This window comes from Amycolatopsis decaplanina DSM 44594 (assembly GCF_000342005.1).
Taxonomy (GTDB): domain Bacteria; phylum Actinomycetota; class Actinomycetes; order Mycobacteriales; family Pseudonocardiaceae; genus Amycolatopsis; species Amycolatopsis decaplanina.
On the sequence record NZ_AOHO01000085.1, the window covers coordinates 95757 to 111148 of the forward strand.

General features: G+C 69.1%; 11 protein-coding genes. 3 read left to right on the plus strand and 8 right to left on the minus strand.

What is annotated here, in order from left to right:
* The 8 genes from H074_RS38475 to H074_RS38510 form a co-directional block, all read right to left on the minus strand.
* Entirely contained in the window at window positions 1-2292 is a 2292-nt protein-coding gene (locus tag H074_RS38475) for a glycosyl hydrolase family 95 catalytic domain-containing protein (protein WP_007035514.1), read from the minus strand.
* A gap of 151 nt (window positions 2293-2443) precedes the next feature.
* Window positions 2444-3400 (minus strand): hypothetical protein, encoded by a 957-nt coding sequence (locus H074_RS38480; protein ID WP_007035515.1) that lies wholly within the window; start codon window positions 3398-3400, stop codon window positions 2444-2446.
* Between the two features lie 161 nt (window positions 3401-3561).
* Complete coding sequence (locus H074_RS38485) at window positions 3562-4896, minus strand: M1 family metallopeptidase (RefSeq protein ID WP_007035516.1); 1335 nt, start codon at window positions 4894-4896, stop codon at window positions 3562-3564.
* Window positions 4897-5061: 165 nt separating this feature from the next.
* Window positions 5062-9003 (minus strand): Pls/PosA family non-ribosomal peptide synthetase, encoded by a 3942-nt coding sequence (locus tag H074_RS38490; protein ID WP_007035517.1) that lies wholly within the window; start codon window positions 9001-9003, stop codon window positions 5062-5064.
* A 262-nt stretch (window positions 9004-9265) separates the two neighbouring features.
* On the minus strand, window positions 9266-10735 hold the full coding sequence (gene der / locus H074_RS38495; protein ID WP_007035518.1) for a ribosome biogenesis GTPase Der: 1470 nt from the start codon (window positions 10733-10735) through the stop codon (window positions 9266-9268).
* Window positions 10736-10739: 4 nt separating this feature from the next.
* Complete coding sequence (locus H074_RS38500) at window positions 10740-11408, minus strand: lysophospholipid acyltransferase family protein (protein ID WP_007035519.1); 669 nt, start codon at window positions 11406-11408, stop codon at window positions 10740-10742.
* The gene (cmk, locus tag H074_RS38505) at window positions 11405-12109 is read right to left on the minus strand and encodes a (d)CMP kinase (protein WP_039924579.1); all 705 of its coding nucleotides are present in this window, start codon (window positions 12107-12109) and stop codon (window positions 11405-11407) included. The genes H074_RS38500 and cmk overlap by 4 nt, the downstream gene beginning before the upstream one ends.
* Window positions 12110-12201: 92 nt before the next feature.
* Window positions 12202-12780, minus strand: coding sequence for a TetR/AcrR family transcriptional regulator (locus H074_RS38510; protein ID WP_007035521.1), 579 nt, complete (start codon window positions 12778-12780; stop codon window positions 12202-12204).
* Between the two features lie 91 nt (window positions 12781-12871).
* Here H074_RS38510 and H074_RS38515 point away from each other — a divergent pair, with 91 nt between their 5' ends.
* Genes H074_RS38515 through H074_RS38525 form a run of 3 tightly spaced genes read left to right on the plus strand, consistent with a single transcriptional unit; the run spans window position 12872 to window position 14965 of the window.
* Window positions 12872-13264 (plus strand): DUF4267 domain-containing protein, encoded by a 393-nt coding sequence (locus H074_RS38515; RefSeq protein ID WP_007035522.1) that lies wholly within the window; start codon window positions 12872-12874, stop codon window positions 13262-13264.
* Window positions 13265-13279: 15 nt separating this feature from the next.
* A complete protein-coding gene (locus H074_RS38520) occupies window positions 13280-13762 on the plus strand; it encodes a cation:proton antiporter regulatory subunit (protein WP_007035523.1) in 483 nt (160 codons plus the stop codon).
* 6 nt (window positions 13763-13768) lie between these two features.
* The gene (locus tag H074_RS38525; RefSeq protein ID WP_007035524.1) at window positions 13769-14965 is read left to right on the plus strand and encodes a cation:proton antiporter; all 1197 of its coding nucleotides are present in this window, start codon (window positions 13769-13771) and stop codon (window positions 14963-14965) included.
* Window positions 14966-15392: the final 427 nt, after the last annotated feature.

Here is a 15392-nt window from a genome sequence, read left to right on the forward strand (position 1 = left end):
TCAGCCCTCCTGGTCGAGTCCCCACGCCGGAGTTTCACGGTCACCGGGGACGTCCCATGGCTCCAGTGCCGGACGCGCGCCGCGTCGCGCGACGACGGCCGTCCCGCCGCGGCCGAGCGGGATCGAGATCGTGCCGGGACCCGCTTGCCGCCAGGGAAGCCGCCGTCCACGCGCGTCACGGACCTCGATGTCACCGGGAATCCCGTGTCGCAGTGTGAGCGGCTCCCCCGCTTCGCTGTGGACGCGGATCCATTCGGTCGCACCGTTCCGGCGGGAAGCGCCCACGAGGAAGGCGCCCTCCGCGCGCAGGTCATCGAAGGACGCGTCCTGCCACGTCGACGAGACCGACGGGAAGACCTTGAGAACACCGTGATCACCTTGCAAGATCATGTCCACAATGGACTGCGCGGCGGTGATGGGGCTCTCGATCGCGAGGTTCGCGCCTTCGCGGTACATCGTGTTCGGCGTCAGCTGCGTGTCTGCCACGACGGTTCCGTCGAGGAATACTTTCAGGTAGCGCAGGGCTTCCTCGGGCGCCTCCATCACGGAACTCATCGACGACGCCGCCGCGAAGCTGTAGCCGTGCCATTTCTCCTGGGCACTGGACCAATGCGCGAAGGTTCGGCGCATGATGTCCCGGTCGCCGGGACGATCCCAGAGCTTCTCCCGCAACGGATAGAGCCAGAGCAGATGCGAGAAGTGCCGATGTGATTCGGCCAAGGGGACACCATCACCGATCAGTACGCCCTGGGCGGGATCCTGGTGGTACGGCACCAGTTTCTCGCCGATCTCCCGCCACGCCGGCACCCGAGGATCGTCGATCCGCAGCTTGGCCGCCGATTCGACGAGGGTGCGCGCGGCCCAGCGGATCAACGACAGGTCGTAGGTGCAGTCGGCTGCGTCGGCGTACTCGGGTGACCTGGTCATCGGCAGGTGCAGGGCACCGTCCGGGCCGGCGGCGAGGAAGTGCCGGTAGTAGTTGAGCGCCTTGGCCAGCGTCGGATACAGGACGTCGCGCAGGACGCGGACGTCCATGCTGTGCCGGTACGCGAGCCAGACGTTGTGCAGGCCCCAGATCAGGTTGCCGGTCTGGTCGTTCTTGGTGGCGGGTCCGGGGATCCCGACCGCGCGGGTGCCGCCGGGTCGCAGCCGCCAGTCCCCCGGATGTGAAAGCGCGTACGTGTCGCCGTCCCGGTACGCGGGAGGCACCGAGAGTTCGAGGTTGGCGTGGTCGCGGCGGAAGGTCGCGGTGACGGCGTCGAGTTCGGGATGGTTGCTGCCGTTGACGATCGGGTACGTGACCTGGACGTTGAGGTTCCACCACACCGCCGTCCAGCTGTTGCCGACCTCCGGGAACCACGGCCCCCATTCGGCGACGACCGGGCCGCCTCTGCGGGTGGCACAGGCGGTCTTGTACAGCTGGATCCAGTAGAACCGCTGGATCCGTTTGTCCGGAACGGACACGAAACTGCGCCGGTAGAAGGCGTTCCACCAGCGCCGATGGCCGGCGACGAGCACGTCCGGGTTCGCCGCCGACGCTCGATCGACCCTGGTGATCGCCTCCGCGGTGTGCGTCGGCTCGGGGAACCCGTACGCGACCGTCGCCGCCAGAAGCCGTCGTGTGCCGATGGTCCGCTCACGCCACGCCGTCGTGTACCCGCCGCCCGCGTAGAGCGGCTGCTCGCAGTACCGGACCCCGCCCGCGCCCGCCAGTTTCGGATCGGGATTGGCCGTGTACTCGGGCGGCTTGCGGATCGTCCGGGTGGTCGCCGACTTGAGCGGCGTGAACCCCCAATCCGCGGACGCCTCCCCGGTGAGCGAGACGAGGAGGAGGTCCTGGTCGTTGTGGACCAGCGCGGAGAACCGCACCGAACCCCGCGTGGTGGTGATCGTGCCGCCGAGTTCGGCGTTGTACAGGTCGAGGCGCCAGTCCACCGCCGTGATCGCGCCCTCGAAGGCGAGGGTGAGGTAGCCGATCGGGAGCCGCGAGTACCCGATGCCCGCTTCCCACTGCCCGCGCTGGTCCTGGACCTGGGAATGGCTGAGCATCACCTTGAGGACGTTCGGCTGCGCCCCCGCGTAGAACTGGACGCCGAGAAAGCCGTTGGCGAGGAACGGCCCCTCCTGCCAACCCTTGGGCATGCGCTTCCAGACCATGCGGGCGTCGTCGACCGCCCTCCGGTGGACGTCACCGGAGGCCTGCGCCGGAGCGACCCCTTGCGCCCACAGGCCACCTAGCGCGGCGGTCCCCGCGGCAGCCTTCAGCATCGATCGCCTGGACAGCCCGCCCATGGGTCGCCTCCAGATTCATACTACGTTTACCGTAGATCAAGCCCAGATACCCGCATATTTCCAGACACCACCCCCACGACACCACCCATACATCGGATCTCTACCCGTCAGGCGGCATGCCTCGAGCGCCACGCTCGGGACACTGAACGTCTCAAGCGTGGCGCTCGCGACGTGCCTCCAACCGCGCCGCCGCAGCGAGGTATGCGGCGGTGACCTCGGCGGCGACCAGGCGCGGTTCGGATCGCAACCGGCCGGGAAGGGTCTGGACGACGGCGATCCCGGCAGCGGCGTACCTGGCGTTCCGGTCGAGCGTGTTCGCGTACTGCTCCTTCGCGAAGTGGAAATCGTAGGAGTCGATCTCCCAGGCGAGCTCAACCTCCGCGAAGTACGCGTCCGGTTTCCCGATGTAGCTCCCTGAGGGGTCATGGAGGGTGTGATTCCAGCGAGGCTCGGGCAAGCTCGTCCTTCTCCAGACCGCCATCGCGTCGATCTCGGCCACGGATCTCGCGCCCCTCAGTACATCGCGCAACACCTCGCGAGGGACGGCGGAGCCGCGACCGCTGCCGTCTTCGAGTTCACCCGCGAGCGCGGCCGGACTCAAGCCACCTTTTTGGACCGAGTCGGTCAACAGGGCGCGAACCGGATCACGGCTGGAGAATCGGCGGCACTCATCGAGGACAGCCCTGACGAGTGGCGCCATCGGCACACCACTGTCCAGGACTGGCGGAGGCATCCGCCTGGTCCGTTCGATCAGCACATAGCCCGTACTGGCGATTTTGCAGGGTTCCGGCACGAGCAGATGGACCAAGTCCGAAGCCGTTCGCGGCACCCTCAGCCCGTGGTAGCGGCAGACATCGGCACCGGTGACGATCGCGTCCGGCCCGCCGTAGAGGAGTGCGCCGTCGACCAGCTGGCGGCGCGTCGGCCGACCCGAGTCGAGCAACAACACTCCGGGCAGCAAACGCTGCCAAGGCTGCCCGGGCCGGCACCGCCGGTAGCAAGTCCTCCTCGGCACGCCGAACTCTTCCAGCCGCGCGACGGTGATCACGCCGCCGCGACTGAGTTCATGAAGAGCCTCGTGATCGCGGGCCCATTCTCCGATTCGCACACGGAGATCGTCAGCCTCCGAGCGGCGCTGCCGCCAGCCCCTCTCGCGCCGCCTGTGGACAACTCGCCACACCAGCCCCACTGTGGACAACTCGCGCATGCCCCGAGCGCCACGCTTGAGACGTTGATCGTCTCAAGCGTGGCGCTCGGGGCAGCAAACCCCTAAGCGGGGAGCGGAGGCAGCGCCGGAGCGTCCAGCCAAGCATCGAAGAAAGCGGTGAGCGAGCGACCAGCGAAGCGTTCAGCCAGCGCGACAAAACCAGCGGTGGTGACCAAACCGTGCCGGTTCTCCATCGCCCAAGCCTTCACCAGTGGGAAGAACACCGCGTCACCCAGCTCGGAACGCAAGGCGTGCAACAGGAGGCCGCCGCGTTTGTACACCCGTTCGTCGAACATCCGCGACACCCCGGGGTCGGCGAGACGCAGATCAGCGGGCTTCAGCTTCATCCGCGCGTGCCAGGTCTTGGCCCACGCGTGCGCGCTCTGCCCGCCGGATTCCTCGGACCAGAGCCATTCCGCGTACGTCGCGAAGCCTTCGTTCAGCCAGATGTGCCGCCAGTCGGCGACGGTCAGGCTGTTGCCGAACCACTGATGCGCCAGTTCGTGCACGACGAGCCGCTCGTGGGTGCGCCGTCCGTCGACGTGGTTGGCACCGAAGATCGACATGCCCTGCGCTTCGATCGGGTCGTCGAGGTCGTCGTCGGTGACGACGACCACGTACTCGCCGAAGGGGTACGGCCCGAACATCCGCTGCAGCGAGTCCATGATCTGGACCTGCCGCCCGAAATCGCGCGCGAAGGCCCTGCGCAGGCGCGGCGGCACGGCGGCCCGTTGCGGAACACCGCCGGAGACCAGCACGATGTCGTCATACCGTCCGATTTGGACACTCATCAGGTACGTCGGTGTCGGCTCGGGCCGTTCGAAGACCCATTGGGTCGTGCTCGCGCGGGTATACCGGGAGACGAGGTTGCCGGTGACGGCCACGAGATACGGCGAAGACGTCGTCAGCGTGACGCGGTAGGTCGCCTTGTCCGCCGGGTGGTCGTTGCACGGGAACCACGACGGCGCCCCGACCGGCTGGCTCGCGACGAGCGAGCCGTCGGTCAGTTCGTCCCAGCCGATGTCGCCCCACAGCCCGGGAAGCGGCCGCGGATTGCCGACGTAGTGGACCTCCACCAGGAACTCGCTACCGAGAGCCAGGGACTTCGCCGGCTTCACCTGCAGCTTGTGCGCACGCCGTGTGTACTTGGCCGGTTTCCCGTTGACCAGCACCCGGTTGATCCGGAACTCGCCGAAGTCGAGCGTGAACCGCGACAGCGCCTGCGTCGCCTCCGCGGTGATGGCCGCGGAGGCCGACAGCCGGTTGGGACCGATCTTGTAGTCCAGCTCCAGATCGTAGTGCCGGACCCGGTAACCGCCGTTACCGTGATGGGGCAGATAGGAGTCGCCGGAGGTGTCCGCGCCGGGCGAGGGCTGCGCGGAGGCCTTCGAAATCACCCGCGAAAGACCCCGCTTCCCATTGTGTCTGTCTGTGAACCCGCGACCGACGTCGACAGGGCGCTGCTGGGCGGATGGCCGTCACGGCGAGTGGACGAGGTATTCGGCCGGGGGTTCACCCCTACGGTCACCATTCCGAACACGTCTCAGCTCCGCCAACAGTCTCTACTTCGTCCAGGCCGAGATGGGATTGCCCAGCCAGCGCGAGTCGGCGGGAACCGCGTCGCCCCGGGTCACCAGCGATCCCGGTCCGACGGTCGTCCGCGCGCCGATGCTCGCGCCAGGCAGCACGATACCGTGCGGCCCGAGCGTCGCTCCCTCGTCCAGGGTCACCGGCGACATCGTCATGATCCGGTCGTGGAACAGGTGCGTCTGCACGACGCAGCCGCGGTTGATCGTCGCGCCGTCGCCGAGGCTCACCAGGTCCGACTCGGGCAGCCAGTACGTCTCCAGCCACACGCCGCGCCCGATCTTGACGCCCATGGTCCGCAGCCACGCCGGCAGCAGCGGCGTGCCACCGAGCGAACCGATCAGCCACGGGACGGCGAGCGCCTCGACGAAGGTGTCGGCGAGTTCGTTGCGCCAGACGAACGAGCTCCACAGCGGGTGGTCGACCGCGCGGAACCGGCCGACCAGCAGCCACTTCATCGCGGTGGCGGTCAGCGCGGCGAGGGCACCGGCGGCGAGCAGCAGGGGCCCGCCGAGCAGCGCCGCGACCAGGAAGCCGAAGGACGACGCCAGCGCGAAGATCCCGGCGGCCACCAGCACGGTCAGCGCGACACCGCACATCACCGGCACGATGCGGCAGAGTTCGACGAGCGCGCGGGCCGCCTTCAGCCGCAGCGGCGGCGTGAAGGTGCGGCTCGTGTCGGCCTCCCCGACCGACCGGCGGACCGGCAGCGGCGGCATCCCGAGGTACGACGAGCCCTTCTTCGCCTTGAGCGGGGCCGACGACAGCACCCCGACCAGACCGCGTTTCGGCACCGAACGTCCCGGCGCGGCCATCCCCGAGTTGCCGAGGAACGCCTGCTTGCCGATCCGCGCCGGAGCGACGTGCAGCCAGCCGTGGCCGAGTTCGTAGGTGGCGACCATGGTGTCGTCGGCCAGGAACGCGCCACTGTCCACCTGGGTCATCTTCGGCAGCGCGAGGACGGTGGACGCCTCGACGTTGCGGCCGACCTTCGCCCCCAGCATGCGGAGCCAGACCGGGGTGAACAGGCTGGCGTACAAGGGGAACAGCCCTTCACGCGCCATGCCCATCAGCCGCTCGGTCGCCCAGACCTGCCACGCGACGCGGCCGTGCACGGGGTGGTAGCCCTCGACCATGCCGATGCTCAGCGAACGGACGCCGACGAGTACGAGCAGGGCGTACGTCAGGAAGTACGCGATGGTCGCGAGCGGCGTGTACAGCAGCGCCTGACCGAGCGCGGCGCCCAGCGAGGTCGTACCGGCGATCGCGTAACCCAGCACCGCGACGGCGGGCAGGGCGGCGATGGCGGGCAGAAGCCCCAGCGCCACCGAGGTCGCGCCGTAGACCGAAGCCCAGAACCGTGAACGCGGCGGACGGCTCGACGGCCACTTGAGCGAGTCCTTGGTGGCACGCGCGGCGGGCGCACCGGCCCAGCGCTGCCCGGCGGGCACGCTGCCGCGAACGGTCGACCCGGCCGCGATCTCCGCGCCCTTGCCGATCCGCGCACCGGGGAACAGCGTGCTGCGCGCACCGATCCGCGCGTCGGCGCCGATCCGGATCTTGCCGATGTGCACGAGATCGCCGTCCACCCAGTGCCCGGACAGGTCGACCTCGGGTTCGACGGCGGCACCGCGGCCGAGTTTCAGCATGCCGGTGACCGGCGGCGGCGAATGCAGGTCGACGTCCTTGGCGATCCGCGCGCCGAGAGCCTTGGCGTACGTCGTCATCCAGGAAGCGCCCGCGACACTGTCCGCGCCGCTGAACTCGGCCAGCTTCTCGGCCGTCCACAGTCGCAAGTGGACACTCCCGCCGCGCGGGTAGCTGCCGGGACGGACGCCGCGCAGCAGCAGCCGCGAACCGGTCGCCGAGATCGCGATCCGGCCCGCCGGGCTGAACAGCACGATCCACGCGGCGGCGATCCACGCCCAGTGCAGCGTCGGCGCCCAGGCGAAACCGGCCAGCGACAGCACGTTCGACAGCGTCGCGGCGATCGTCGTCCAGCGCAGGCCGACCAGGCCCATCAGCGGGACCATCAGCAGCGACTGGATGATCCCGGCCCTGCGCGGGGTCGGCGCGATGTCACGGCGTTCGGTCTTCTCGCCGCTCAGCGCGTCCAGCATCGACGCGAGCGCGCCGAGCTTCGGGTTGGCGTAGATGTCGCTCACCGACACCTGCGGGTGGCGAGTGCGGATCCGCGCGATCAGCTGGGCGGCGGTCAGGCTGCCGCCGCCGTTGGTGAAGAAGTCGGCCTTCGGGTTGTCGACCGAGACGCCCAGGATCTCCGCCCAGCCTTCGGCGAGCCAGCTCTCCGTCGGCGACAGCCCGGATTCGGCGGCGTCCACAGTGGACAGCGGCCAGGGCAGCGCGTCGCGGTCGACCTTGCCGGAGGTGCGCGTCGGCAGATCGTCGATCAGGGCCAGCAGCGGGACGAGCGCGGCGGGCAGCTGCTCACGCAGCCGGGTCGCGGCCTCGTCGTGGTCGAACTGCGCTGATGAGCCCTCGGCGGAAGAGCGTGCCTCGGACTTGACCCCTTCGGCGGGCACGACGTACCCGACGAGCACCTGGTTGCCCGCCTTGGTGCGGCGGATCGCGGCGGCGGCGCCCTGCACGCCGGGCAGCGCCTGGAGGGCGGCGTCGACCTCGCCGAGCTCGATCCGGCGGCCGCCGAGTTTCACCTGCTCGTCGAGACGGCCGAGGAACAGCAGGCCCTCGGCCTCCGCGCGGACCATGTCACCGCTGCGGTACGCGCGGCGCCAGCCCAGAGAGGGCAGCGGCGCGAACTTCTCGGCGTCCTTCTCCGGGTCCAGGTACCGGGCCAGGCCGACGCCGCCGATGACCAGCTCGCCGGTCTCCCCCATCGCGACCGGTTCGCCCGCTTCGTTGACGACGGCGAGCTGCCAGCCCATCAGCGGCAGCCCGATGCGGACCGGTCCTTCGCCGGTCATCTGCGCGGCGCAGGCGACGACGGTGGCCTCGGTCGGGCCGTAGGTGTTCCAGACTTCGCGGCCTTCGACGGCGACGCGTTCGGCCAGTTCCGGCGGGCAGGCCTCGCCACCGAAGATCAGCAGGCGGACGTCTTCGAGCGCGTCGGCGGGCCACAGCGCGGCCAGCGTCGGCACGGTCGAAACGACGGTGATGCCCTGCGCGACCAGCCACGGGCCGAGGTCGACACCGGTGCGCACGAGCGAACGCGGCGCCGGGACCAGGCAGGCGCCGTGTCGCCAGGCGAGCCACATCTCTTCGCAGGACGCGTCGAACGCGACGGACAGGCCGGCGAGCACGCGGTCGCCGGGGCCGATCGGCTCCTCGGTGAGGAACAGCTGCGCTTCGGCGTCCACGAAGGCGGCGGCCGAGGCGTGCGAGACCGCCACACCCTTCGGCTTTCCGGTCGAACCGGAGGTGAAGATGATCCAGGCGTCGTCGGTCGGCGCGGGGCTGCCTTCGACCCCGCCGGGCGAGCCGAGCACGGTGATCGCGCCGCCGTCGGTGACGACGGCGGCGATGTCGGCCTCGCCGAAGACCAGTTCGGCTCGCTCGTCCGGGTCGTCCGCGTCGACCGGCACATAGGCGGCGCCGACGGACAGGATGGCGAGGATCGCGACGTAGAGCTCCGCGGTGCCGGAGGAGATCCGGACGCCGACCCGGTCGCCGACGCCGACGCCGTTGGCGGTCAGCTTGCGGCCGTAGGCGTCGATCTCCTCGACGAGCTTGCGGTAGGACAGCGTGGTCTCGCCGTCGTCGATCGCGCCCGCGTTGGGGTGACGGGCGGCGGTCTCGGCGAGGATGTCGATCAGGGTGCGCTCACCGGCTCCGAGACCGGACCAGAACAGGGCGCGGTCGGCGACGGGAGCCGGGGACGGGGCGACGGTGACGTCGGCGACGCAGGCGATCGGACGGGAATCGGCGGTCAGGGTCATCGGGCGGTCACCACGGGCAGGACGGAGCTGGGCAGAACAAACCCCTGGGCGCTCAAGCCCATCACACACCTTTCGCGAAGTGCGTCATTCGGGCTCGCTCTCCGAATGAGGCGCCCGCTAACAGACCGTTCACTTTACCGCAGGTGAACGGCATATCTCGGGAGGGTCTCGGCAGAGTGTCGAACCTCACCGGTGAGCACGCCGAAACCCGAGGTCATCGGCGTGCCCATCCAGTGAAATATTCACCTACATCGTGGGAAAATCAGCGGGTCTTCGGTTTCCCTGCCGCTTTACCACCGGCCTTGGGCTTTTGCTTCTTTTCCCGTACCCGGACATTCACCCGCACGGGGCTGCCTTCGAAGCCGAATCGCTCACGGAACTTGCGTTCGATGAACCGCCGATAGCCCGCTTCGAGGAATCCGGTGGTGAAAAGGACGAGCGTCGGCGGCCGGATGCCCGCCTGGGTCGCGAACAGCACCTTCGGCTGCTTGCCGCCGCGTACCGGCGGCGGGGTCGCGGCGATGAGGTCGGCGAGCCAGCCGTTCAGCTGACCGGTGGGAACGCGCTGGTCCCAGGACTTCAGCGCGGTCCGCAGCGCGGGCGCGAGCTTGCGCACCGACCGGCCGGTGAGCGCCGAGATGTTGACCTTGTCCGCCCACGGCACCCGTACCAGGCCGCGGTCCAGTTCGCGGACCATGGCGTGGCGGCGGTCCTCGTCGACGAGGTCCCACTTGTTGAAGGCGAGCACGCAGGCGCGGCCCGCTTCGACGACCATGGTCAGCACCCGCAGGTCCTGCTCCGAAAGCGGTTCGGCGGCGTCCAGCAGCACGATCGCGACCTCGGCCGCGTCGATCGCGGTCTTGGTCCGCAGCGACGCGTAGTACTCCGCGCCATTGGCCGAGTTGACGCGCTTGCGCAGACCCGCCGTGTCGACGAACCGCCACGTCTCGCCGTCCAGCTCGACCAGTGAGTCGACCGGGTCGACGGTGGTACCGGCGACCGAGTCCACGACGGACCGCTCCTCGCCGGACAGCTTGTTCAGCAGGCTCGACTTGCCCACATTCGGCTTGCCGACCAGCGCGACGCGGCGGGGGCCGGTGGTGGCGCGGTCGCCGTCACGCGGCATCGACGGCAGCGCCTTGACGATGGAGTCGAGCAGATCGCCCGAGCTGCGGCCGTGCAGCGCGCTGACCGGGTGCGGCTCGCCGAGGCCGAGCGACCACAGCGACGCGGTGTCGGCGAGCAGCCGGTCGTCGTCGACCTTGTTGGCGGCGAGCAGTACCGGCTTCTTCGAGCGGCGCAGCACCTTGGAGACGGCCTCGTCGGTGGCCGTCGCGCCGACACTGGCGTCGATGACCAGCAGCACCGCGTCGGCGGTGGCCATCGCCATCTCGGCCTGCGCGGCGACGGAGGCCTGCAGCCCGGTCGCGTCCGGCTCCCAGCCGCCCGTGTCCACCAGCGTGAACCGGCGGCCCGCCCAGAAGGCGTCGTAGGCGACGCGGTCCCTGGTCACGCCGGGGACGTCCTGCACGACCGCCTCGCGGCGGCCGAGAATACGGTTGACCAGGGTCGACTTGCCCACGTTCGGCCTGCCGACGACGGCGAGGACCGGCTGCGCGAGCTGCGCCTCCTCCTCGGCCTCGCCCGCGGCGATCTGCGCGTCCAGCGCGGTGAATTCGGACTCGTCGGACCAGGAGCCGTCGACCTCGCCGACTCCGTCAAGCTCTGTCATCTTCTCAATCCTGTCGCGTGTCTCGGAGCCCGTGCTCCAAGCGCCATTCGTCCAGTGCCTTCACGAGGTCCGCGAGCGCGATGCGAAGCCGCTCGGTTCCCTCCTCCAGCCCTGTCCTTCCCTTCCCGATGGCGGGAGTGAAAGGTTCGCCGACCATGATGTCGACGCGTGGCCGCCAACGCCTCTTGGCGCCGGCGGGTTTGTACGTCCCCCGAGTGGCGACCGGAACCACGGTCGCGTTCCCGGCGCGGACCAGGAAGGCCGCGCCGCGCTCGAAGTTTTCGGCGTCACCGAGGCCGCGCGTGCCTTCGGGGAAGATCCCCACGGCACCGCCGTCCTCGAGCACCTTGACCGCCGTCATCAGCGGTTTGCGGTCCACCGCACCCCGTTTCACCGGGATCTGGCCCAGCTTCGGGAAGAACCAGCCGACGAATCCCCGGAAAAGTTCCTCCTTGACCAGGAACGCCGTGCGCCTCGGCAACATTCCGAAGAGCAGCTGCGGTTCCACCATCGAGCTGTGGTTGGCGATGAACACCACCGGACCGGACGCCGGGACCCGCTCGGCGCCGTGCACCCGTACCCGGAAGCCCGGCCGGACGATGAACTTCGAGATCCCCCGGCCGAACGTGTGGATCGGGCCGCTCGCACCCTCGGGAAGGCCCTGCGCGGTCACCTCGTCACCTCGGCCGGGCAACCCTCGAGAAGCCCACGGTGCAGGGCCAGTTCCGCCAGCGCGACGATCACCTGGTCGATGTTGAGCGCCGAAGTGTCCACCTCGACGGCGTCCTCGGCCGCGCGCAGGGGCGAAGCCGCCCGCGTGGAGTCCAGGCGGTCGCGCCGTTCCACGGCCGCCTTCGCGACGTCCACAGTGGACTCGCGGCCGGCGGCGGAGTCCTGCGCGCTGCGGCGCGCGGCACGGACCTCGGCCGAGGCGGTGAGGAAGATCTTGAGCGGGGCGTCCGGCGAGACGACGGTGCCGATGTCGCGGCCTTCGACCACGATGCCGCCGACGCGATCGAGCACCTCGGCGATGATCTCGCGCTGCCGGGCGACAAGCAGTTCGCGGACCGCGGGGACGGCCGAAACCGGCGACACCGCGGTGGTGACGTCAGCCGCTCGGATCTCGGCCGAGACGTCCTCGCCCGCCAGGGTCACGGTCGCTTCGTCAGGACTGGTCCCGATGCCGAGTTCGGCCTTCCGGGCGACGTCGGAGACCGCGTCCGCGTCGGCCGGGTCGACCCCGGCACGCAGGACGGCGAGGGTCACCATGCGGTACATCGCGCCCGTGTCGAGGTAGCCGGCGCCGAGCTTCGTCGCGAGCTTCCGCGAAACCGTGGACTTCCCGGTTCCGGACGGGCCGTCCATCGCGACCACACCACGCAGGGCTCCCGCCACCGAAACTCTCCTCAGCTCATTCGTCGCTCATCTGATCGACGACCATTCTGCCTGGTGGCGAACGACACGCCTCAGCCGCCCACGGCGAACCGGTCGACGAGCATGCCGATGCGTTCCGCGCGCGCGTCCGCGGGCAACCGGCGACTGCGTTCGAGGGTGACGAGGCCGTGCAGGGCGGCCCAGAACGTCTCGGTGTAGAGGGCGGGGTCGTGCTCACCCGCCGCGGGGCCGGCGCATTCGAGCAGAGCGCCGAACGCGTCCCGCAACGGGGCAGGGCTGTCCGGACTGGCGAAGGTCAGTTCGCTGGCGAGGGTGAAGATCGCGTCGTAGAGCGCGGGGTGACGGTCGGCGAAGTCGAAGTAGTTCTCGGCCAGCCGCCGCAAGGCGCCACGCGAGTCTTCCGCCGTCCCGGCTCCTTTCCGCAGGTGCACGGCCATTTCGGCGCATCCCTCCAGTGCGGCGGCCGCCATGATCGCCCCCTTGCCGGAGAAATGGCTGTAGAGCACCGGCTGGCTGTACTCGATCTTCGCCGCCAGCCGCCGGGTGGTGACCGCGTCCCAGCCTTCTTCTTCGGCGATCTCGCGAGCGGTGGTGACGATCAGCTGTTCGCGTTGCGAGCGGTCCCGCTCGCGCCGGGGGTTCGTGGCCATACGAATATGCTAGCACCGCTAGACAAGCTAGCAGTGCTAGCGCTAATGTCCTCGACGTTCCTAGCACTGCTAGCTCTTGGAGTCGGAGACCATGACCAGAATCAAGATCGCTTACGTCCTGTCCGCCGCCCTCGTGCTCTTCGTCCTCTACTTCGGTAGCGGTTACGTGTTCTTCCCGGAGACTCAGACGGGCGGCTTCGGGCTGCCGGTGATGCCGTCCGAGGGTGACCCGATCCTCGCGGTCAAGGGTGTCCGCGACATCGGCACGGCGCTCGTGGTGCTCGCGCTGCTCCTGTTCCGGAACGTCCGCGCGCTGGGCTGGGCGATGCTCGCGCTGGCGTTCATACCGTTCGGCGACATGCTGATCGTGTTGACCCACAACGGGTCCGTGGGCGCCGCGCTCGGCATCCACGGCGCGACGTGCGCCGTGATGGTCGTGATCTCGGCGTTGTTCCTGATCCGCCCGGCGCAAAACGGACAGTGAGTTACTGTTGACGTCGTGAACGTCGAAGTGACCCCGCTCCCCGGAATAGGCGTCCGCAAGGACTTCGCCACCCGCAACGGCCGCCGCGTGGGCGTGGTGACCCACCGCGATGGACACGTCGAACTGATCGTGTCCAAAACGGACGATCCCGATGCCTGCCTGGCCTCACTTCCGCTCACCACCGACGAAGCGGGCGCGCTGGCGAACCTCCTCGGCGCGCCCCAGCTCGTCGCCCAGCTCACCGAAGAGCACCGGGATCTGCCCGGTATCAACACCAAGCAGCTCCCGATCAAGGCGTCGTCGCCGTTCGACGGGCGGACGCTGGGCGACACCGCCATGCGGACGCGCACGAGCGTCTCGATCGTCGCCGTGATGCGGGCCGGTCAGGTCCACCCCTCCCCCAATCCGGACTTCAACCTCACCGCGGGCGACGTGCTCGTCGCGGTCGGCACCTCCGAAGGTCTCGAGGCCGCCGTCAAGATCCTGAAGTACGGCTGATCGCGGATGGATCACACCGCACTGTCCTTGATCGAACTCGGGGCGGTCTTCTTCGGGCTGGGCGCGCTGGGGCGTCTCGCCGGGAAGATCGGGATGTCCCCGATCCCGCTGTACCTGATCGGCGGCCTGTGCTTCGGGCAGGGCGGGCTGATCCCGCTCGGCGACATCGGTGACTTCACCCACCTCGCCAGCGAGATCGGTGTCGTCCTGCTGCTGCTCCTGCTGGGCCTGGAGTATTCGGCGGCCGAACTGTTCACCGGGCTGAAACGCTCGTGGACGGCGGGCGTCGTGGACATCGTGCTCAACGCCGCACCGGGTGCGATCGTCGCGCTCATCCTCGGCTGGGGGCCGATCGGCGCGATCGTCATGGCGGGCGTCACCTACATCTCGTCGTCCGGGATCATCGCGAAGGTGCTCGGCGACCTCGGCCGGCTCGGTAACCGGGAAACCCCGGTGGTGCTGTCGATCCTGGTGTTCGAGGACCTGGTGATGGCGCTGTACCTGCCGATCCTCACCGCGGTGCTCGGCGGGGTGAGCTTCCTCGGCGGGCTGAAGGCCGTCGGGATCTCCCTGATGGTCATCACCGTGGTCCTGGTGATCGCGCTGAAGTTCGGCCGGTACGTCTCCGCGGCGGTGGACAGCCCGGACCGCGAAGTGTTCCTCCTCAAGGTCCTCGGCGCGGCACTGCTGGTCGCCGGTGTCGCTTCGGCGATGCAGGTTTCGGCCGCGGTCGGCGCGTTCCTGCTCGGCATCGCGATCTCGGGTTCGACGGCGGAGAACGCGACGCACATGCTCGAACCGCTGCGAGACCTCTTCGCCGCGGTGTTCTTCGTCGTGTTCGGTCTCAACACGAACCCGGCTTCGATCCCGCCCGTGCTCGGCTGGGCGGTCGTCCTGGCAGTCGCGACCACGCTCACGAAGGTCGGCACCGGCTGGTGGGCCGCGCGGAGGCAAGGCATCGGGAAGATGGGCCGCGCGAGAGCCGGGGCCGCGCTGGTCGCCCGAGGCGAGTTCTCGATCGTCATCGCCGGGCTGGCGGTGGCGGCGGGCGCGGTGACCGGCGAACTCGCGGCGCTCGCGACGGCGTACGTGCTCCTGATGGCGATCCTCGGCCCGACGGCCGCGCGAATCGTGGAGCCGGTGGCGCGGGCTTTGCAGCGGAAGCCTTTCGGCTCGAAGAGCCCGGCCTCGCAGACCGGCTGACCCCGCCCACACGCGCCATGAAAGGTCCTTTCCTTGCAAATTTCGCAAGGAACGGACCGTTCAGGGCATTCGTCTAGTGTCCTGAGTCAGAAGTTCGCGTCGTAAGTCCGTATCGGCATCCGGCCGTTTGCGCCTGGGCCGGGTCGCGAGGTGAAGGTGGGGTCCTTGACTGTCCTTAAGGGACGATCCCCGAGATAGTTGCGCCTGATTTGACTACTTTGCCTGGTTTCGCGAGGGCGTCGTGAGTGATAAAGAGCGTTCTAACCCTCTTTATCACTCACGACCCCCTCAGCAAATCGAACACATGGACATCAACCGGACATTCAGCCGCCGAAGCGTGTCCCTTGTGGACATTCATGGCACGGTCGGTTCCCGTCGGCAAGTCCCCCTCGTCTCACGCGATGAAGGGCGCTTTACCCGCGTCGCA

Excerpts from the sequence above, each read along its gene's own strand:
- der (WP_007035518.1), bottom strand. The coding sequence starts at position 10,735 with ATGACAGAGCTTGACGGAGTCGGCGAGGTCGACGGCTCCTGGTCCGAC.
- H074_RS38510 (WP_007035521.1), bottom strand. The coding sequence starts at position 12,780 with ATGGCCACGAACCCCCGGCGCGAGCGGGACCGCTCGCAACGCGAACAG.
- H074_RS38475 (WP_007035514.1), bottom strand. The coding sequence starts at position 2,292 with ATGGGCGGGCTGTCCAGGCGATCGATGCTGAAGGCTGCCGCGGGGACC.
- H074_RS38490 (WP_007035517.1), bottom strand. The coding sequence starts at position 9,003 with ATGACCCTGACCGCCGATTCCCGTCCGATCGCCTGCGTCGCCGACGTC.
- H074_RS38525 (WP_007035524.1), top strand. The coding sequence starts at position 13,769 with ATGGATCACACCGCACTGTCCTTGATCGAACTCGGGGCGGTCTTCTTC.
- H074_RS38515 (WP_007035522.1), top strand. The coding sequence starts at position 12,872 with ATGACCAGAATCAAGATCGCTTACGTCCTGTCCGCCGCCCTCGTGCTC.